At 47.0% G+C, this 6,787-nt stretch carries 1 protein-coding gene; it reads left to right on the forward strand.

Going from position 1 to position 6,787, the window contains the following annotated elements:
- Positions 1-60: 60 nt before the first annotated feature.
- Positions 61-6,687: an FG-GAP-like repeat-containing protein gene (locus QT973_RS26635; protein ID WP_333392542.1), complete on the forward strand. Its 6,627-nt coding sequence runs from the start codon at positions 61-63 to the stop codon at positions 6,685-6,687.
- Positions 6,688-6,787 lie beyond the last annotated feature (100 nt).

Genomic DNA, 6,787 nt, shown 5'->3' on the forward strand with positions numbered 1-6,787 from the left:
GGTTCAATAGAAACGCCACTCGTATTTGAAGCCGAAGTATTAGCGGGTTACGAGTATGTTTTGAATAGTTTTGGTGCTGCGAGTAATTTTCCGGTAGGTTCAGATCCTGTCTTCGTCGATGTCGGAGATTTTAACGGCGACGGAATAAAGGACTTAGCTGTGACTAACAGTGGCGCTTCCACCAGCCTTAACGGTACTGGCACATCAATTCTGTTAGGAAATGGCACGGGTAGCTTTGGCGCCGCTACTCTGTTGCCACAGGGGAGAAATGCCCTCGCTGTTGCTAAATTTAATACAGATGTCTATGACGACTTGGTTGTAGATAATGGCAATGGTTCTGTATCAATGTTTTTTGGGAGTAGCAGTGGCTTGGGTTCTCCTGTGAATGTATCTTTGAACCCAACGAGTAATGCTAATTACATTGCTGCGAGCGATTTTAATGATGACGGTCGGCAAGATTTAGCTGTAGCGACTAATCGCGCCACAGGTGTCCCCAGTACTAATGGTGTAGTCTCAATTCTATTGCAGAATATTGATGGCACTTTTGGGACGCCTCAAAACTTTTTGGTAGGACAATTACCTCAATCTATTGCCGTCGATGACTTTGGCTACGGCACAAACGACTTGGCTGTGACCAGCTACAATACTGGTTCTAACAGCGTCTCAATTCTGATGGCGAATGGCACTGGGAGTTTTAGAGATGCCGCCAACTTTACAGTGGGGTCGCGACCATATTCTATGGCTGTGGGGAACTTTAACAGCGACTCCTTCCCCGACTTGGCTGTGGCGAATATTGATTCTAACAGCATCTCAATTCTGCTGGGAAGAGGTATTGGGGCCTTTACTACTACAGAAATTCCAGTGGGTTCGAGTCCCACTTTTGTCACCACTGCGGATCTAAACGGCGACTCCAAGCAAGATTTGGTTATAGCTAAAAATGGCTTGAATAAGGTTTCAGCTTTGTTGGGAAATGGCGACGGCACATTTACCCAGACTGCTGATTTAGATGCGGGCTCTGGTCCTACTGCTGTTAGTGCGAAAGATTTGAACGGGGATGGTTGGCCCGATTTAGCGGTGACAAACCTTGGTTCAGATAACGTTTCGGTGCTGCTGAATACACCCAATACAGTTAATTTCGGGGCTGCAACTTACAGCGACACTGAAGGAGCAACAGACACAGTAGTTAATATTCCTGTCACTCTCAGTGGCGGCACACCCTTGGGCGATGTCGTTGTACCAATTGTCATCGACCCCAGCAGCAGTGCCACCCAAAATTCCGACTACACCTTTTCCCCTACCTCGATAATTTTCCCCGCAGGTGCAACAGGTGACGCACTCACTCAGAATGTTGCATTTACTATCAAACCCGACAACATAGTTGAAAACGCCGAAACCGCAATCCTCAACTTGGGCACAATCACCGGAGGCATTGCCGGTACAACCAAACAAACCACACTAACTATTGCAGCAAACGATCAGCCTTCAAGCTTGAGTTCGTACCAAATCGACCTCAAAACAGGCACAATTACCGGTGGGGCAAACCAGTTTATTTCTCTAGTAAATACCCCGACAGACTCAAACGCAGATAGTTGGTTAGAAGCCGTAGCCAAAATCAATTTTGACGGCAAAATCAAAAAAGCGAAATTTATCGTTGAATACGACAAAACTCCGTCAGGATGGACGGTAAATATCGGCGACTCTGCGTCAAACGGCGGCTATGGAGGGGATGGCAGCACTCAAAGCCGCGATGCCGAGATGCAGATTGTTAACGCAAATATGAGCGTTAACGGCAATGACTACAATACACCCCCTGGCGGATTCCTTACCCCAGGAAATGTGCCTAACTTGGTCACCAACGGTTCCCGTGTCGAGTTTGAAGTCAGTAATGAACAACTTGGGTGGGATAACAAAAGCGGGCTAAAAAATAGCCTGAATTCGCCGTATCTTTATGCTCTCAACGGTCAACCTGATGATGGCGGGCCAGTCAATTCGGAGATTTACGCCGGATTTAACAGGGTGATTTCCGGGCCAGGCGATCGCATCGGATCGGGTGCTAGCAAGGTGACAATTCTGCTTAATCCGATCGACTACGCGATTAGTGCTGGTGTTGCAACCGTTACAGAAGGCAATGAAGGCAAAACTGCTGCCACTTTTACTGTTACCCGCAGCGGTAGCACTGAGTTGGCGAGCACAGTAGATTATGCGATCGCAGGTACTGCTACAAACGTCAGCGATTACAACAACATCGGCGGCACATCCGGTGCAACTGCTGCGACTGGTACGATTAATTTTGCAGCGGGCGAGACATCGAAAACCATTACTCTCGATGTTTTAGGCGATGCGGCGATCGAAGCCAATGAAACCCTTGAGGTTACGCTGTCAAAGCCCTCGGTATTAGATTCTACACCGACAATTACCACTGCTACCGCTACCACAACTATTACTAATGATGATGTAGCGCCACCGACACCGACGCCAACGCCGACACCAACGCCAACGCCAGTCACGCCGACACCGACGCCAACGCCAACGCCGACACCGACGCCAGTCACGCCGACACCAACGCCGACAACTGATACTCCAACTCCGACACCGACAACTGATACTCCAACTCCGACGCCAGTCACGCCGACACCAACGCCGACAACTGATACTCCAACTCCGACGCCGACGCCAGTCACGCCGACACCGACGCCGACAACTGATACTCCAACTCCAACACCGACAACTGATACTCCAACTCCGACACCGACGCCAGTCACGCCAACGCCGACGCCGACAACTGGTACTCCGACGCCGACGCCGACAACTGATACTCCGACACCAACGCCGACAACTGATACTCCGACGCCAACGCCGACAACTGGCACTCCGACACCAACGCCGACAACTGATACTCCGACACCAACGCCGACAACCGGTACTCCGACACCAACGCCGACAACTGATACTCCAACTCCGACACCGACAACTGATACTCCGACGCCGACAACTGGTACTCCGACGCCAACACCGACACCACCGACACCTGTTGATACCATCGACACACAGAAGAATTGGTGCGGCGTAGAAGCTGGATTGGATAAACTTGAGAAAATTCTTGACGACCAATTACAGGCAGTTAACCTACCCATTGTCGGCCCGCTCAAGGACATTTCCCCAGATTTTATTGGCAACTTCAAGACTAAGTTAGTCGATACAATTAAAAATCATGGAAATCAAAGTCTGAGTCAGTTAGAAAGTAGCCTCCGCACTGCACTTGGCTCGACTTTCAATGTTGCTCTAACTGGGACTTCTAGTGCTAATGAAAGTACCTTGCTAATTACTCTTGGCAAGCAATATCAGTTTCCCGATCTCAATCTCTCTAAAAACTTAGGAGTGCCGGCATTAAGCTTAGATGTAGATGGAAAAGCAAAATCAAAATACAACTTCAACTTGTCCCTGGGAGTTGGTGTTAGTAAAGATTTCGGCTGCTACATAGATACTGAAAAAACTAAGTTAACCGCCAACATTGACTTGAGCCTAAATGACCAATTCAAGGCAAAAGGCAACTTAGGTTTTTTCCAAGTTGACCTGGCTAACGATACCAACAACCCTACTAAAGTCGATGCCAACCTTGAAGTCAAGCTCAATGACTTAGACAATCTGGCAGGCCCGAATGATGGATCTCGCCTCACCTTGCCAGAACTGCAAGGCAACTATCAGTTTAAAGACTTATTCAATGCCAACTTAACGAGCAATGCTAATCTCGGTCTCACAGCAAAAACCAGCATCAACGGCAATGCTGCATTCCCCTCCTATAACTTCGACTTAGCAGTTAATTGGCCCATCCTAAATTACGCTAACGGTCAATTAACCGGGCCGCAAAAACCCACCGTTGCATTTAACAATATGCAACTTGATTTGGGGACATTTGTCAATAATTTTGCCAAACCAGTTATCGGTAAAATTTCCGATGTTATTAAACCATTTCGGCCAGTTATCAACTTCCTCAATGCCGACACCAAGTTACTGTCTAAACTAGGTCTGGCTGGGCAATTTGATAAAAATGGGGATGGCAAAGTCAGCGTACTAGAACTGGCAGCAAAAATCTCTGGTCGCGATATCGATACTCGCTTTTTAGATGCGGTTGCCAAGGTTGATAAAGTTGTTGATTTGGCAAACCAAATAGCGAATTCTCCCGATAAAATCGATTTGGGTTCTTACACTCTGGGGAATGTAGATGTTGTCGATAACAGTGCGAATCTTCAGAATGCTTCCCCGATCCCAACGACTGCTGTACAGCAAACAGCCAACCAACAAATTAACTCCAAAACAAGCGGCAAGGTCAAGGAGTTCTTAAATGCCTTAAAAGATATTGATGGCTTTGATATCCCACTCTTGACCAAACCAGAAACCGCGATTCAATTGCTGATAGGTAAACCGGATGTTCCGATTTTAAGCTACCAGATGCCTAAACTGGGTTTTGACTTTAATATTGAGAAAAAGTTTCCAATCTGGGGGCCGATCAAGGGTTTACTGGAAGGCAAGTTTAGTGCTTCAGCTCATCTAGGATTTGGGTACGATACCTACGGATTAAGCGAGTGGAAAAACTCGAATTTTGCTGCGGGTTCTGCTGACAAACTTTTGGATGGATTTTATGTGAGCGATCGCGAAAATGCTGACGGCACAGGACGAGATGTTGACGAACTCAGGCTTGACGCTAGTATTGCCGTGGGTGCTGGGATAGATGTTGGCATTGCCGAGGGCTATGTCAAAGGTGGAATTCAAGGAAAAGTCGGCATTGACTTAATAGATATCGGAGAATTCCAACCGAAACAAGGTGGCGACGGCAAAATCCGAACATCGGAAATTACTTCCCGCATCAGCAAACCCTCGGAACTGTTTGATGTAACAGGACAAGTTAATGCTTTCTTGGGTGCTCAAGTTAAGTCCATTTCAGTCAAATTCTGTGATAAAAGTTTCAAAGTATTTGGGAAGCGCTTCAGTATATCTTATCCTTGTGGATTAGATTACAAAACAGTCTACGATAATAACTTTGCCACATTTGAGTTAGCTAAGTTTAGTTTGGGGCCGAGTTCTAGCACTAGGGGCAGAGCAATTAACGGTTACATGGCCGGCGCGACAGTCTTCTTCGATGCCGACTTTAATGGAGTTCAGGATGACAACGAACCCTTCTCAATTACTAACGCAGATGGCAGCTTTGACTTAGATGTCTCTCTTGACCAATTCGACAAAAATAATAGCGGCGACCTCGAACCGGATGAAGGCAAAATTGTACTCATAGACGGCATCAATACCTCTACTTATTTGCCGCAGCAAACGCCCCTATTTGCCACACCAGATGCTACAGTAGTTACTCCGTTAACTACTCTACTGACCGAGTTAGTCGAGCAAGGTACTGACCCTAATCAAGCGCAAATTCAGGTAAAAGCTGCACTGGGAGTGTCGTCAGGAATTGACTTGACTAGCTACGACCCGCTAGAGGCAATTACTCAAAACGACCCGAACGGTTTGGCGGTTTATGCAGCACACGCTCAGGTACAAAATACCATTGTTTTAGTCACCGATTTAATTAGCGGTGCTTCAAATACCGCGAAAAATGAGATTGCCTCTAGCGTAATTTCCGCCGTTGCCAATCAAATTCAATCTGGCACTCTCGATTTAAGCAATTCCACACAATTGCAAGCGATTATTCAGTCGGCGACGAGTCAACTGCAAGCACCGCAACTCTCTAGTATTGCTTCGGATGCTGCCCAAATTATTGCAGAGGGAAATCAGCGAATAGGTGCGATCGCCTCCAGTAATTCCTCGCCCTCAGATGCCGCGACAGAAATCGCCCGCATACAAAAAGTCGCACAAGGAGAAGTAGCCCAAGATTTACTGCAAGTTGCAGCCGGAAATAAGACGATTCAGTCGGCGATTTCCGAAAATACTGGTGCATCTCTAAATACCAAAATTCAGTCGGCGACAGCTAACAATCCAACAGTCCGCAATACTTTAGATACTGATGACTCCAGTACACCATCTACACCCGAAGAACCATTCCCAGAAAGCGGTATTGAATTCGTTAAAGATGGGGAAAATACTACCGAAAGCACAGATGGCGATGATACCATTATGGGAAGTGCTAGCGATGATATATTGCGCGGTAGAAAAGGAAATGACTTGCTGTTTAGCCTTGATGGCAATGATTGGATGAATGGCAATCAAGGCAACGACGTAACAGATGGTGGAATTGGGGACGATACGCTTTACGGCGGAAAGGGTTTTGATACTTTGACTGGTGGTGCCGGCAATGACTTCCTTTCTGGCAATCGAGGTGAAGATATCCTAATTGGTGAAAAGGGCGACGATACCCTCTACGGCGGTCAAGGCAATGATATTCTGCTAGGAGGTCAGGGTAACGATTTCCTCAGTGGCGATTTGGGCGATGATACCTTAGTAGGGGATGTAGGGAGCGATCGCTTCTTATTATCTACCAATTCGGGTATTGATACTGTTGCTGACTTTGAAGTCGGTCAAGACTTGTTAGTATTGGGTAACGGGCTGACTTTCTCGCAATTGGCCATTGTCCAAGATAGCGATGCAACATTAATCCGGTTTGCACAAACAGGGGAGATTTTGGCTTCTCTGGCCGGAGTTTCTGCTAGCAGTATTAGTGCCGTTAATTTCGCATTGATTTGAGAAAGATGTGGGTTTAAGCACTTAGGAATGAGAATTAAATAACTTCCACTCTTGAAAGTGGGATGGGCGTCCCGCCCGTCATGAGTGGACGGGCGGGACG

It is taken from the genome of Microcoleus sp. Z1_A1 (assembly GCF_036700305.1).
Lineage (GTDB): Bacteria > Cyanobacteriota > Cyanobacteriia > Cyanobacteriales > Microcoleaceae > Microcoleus.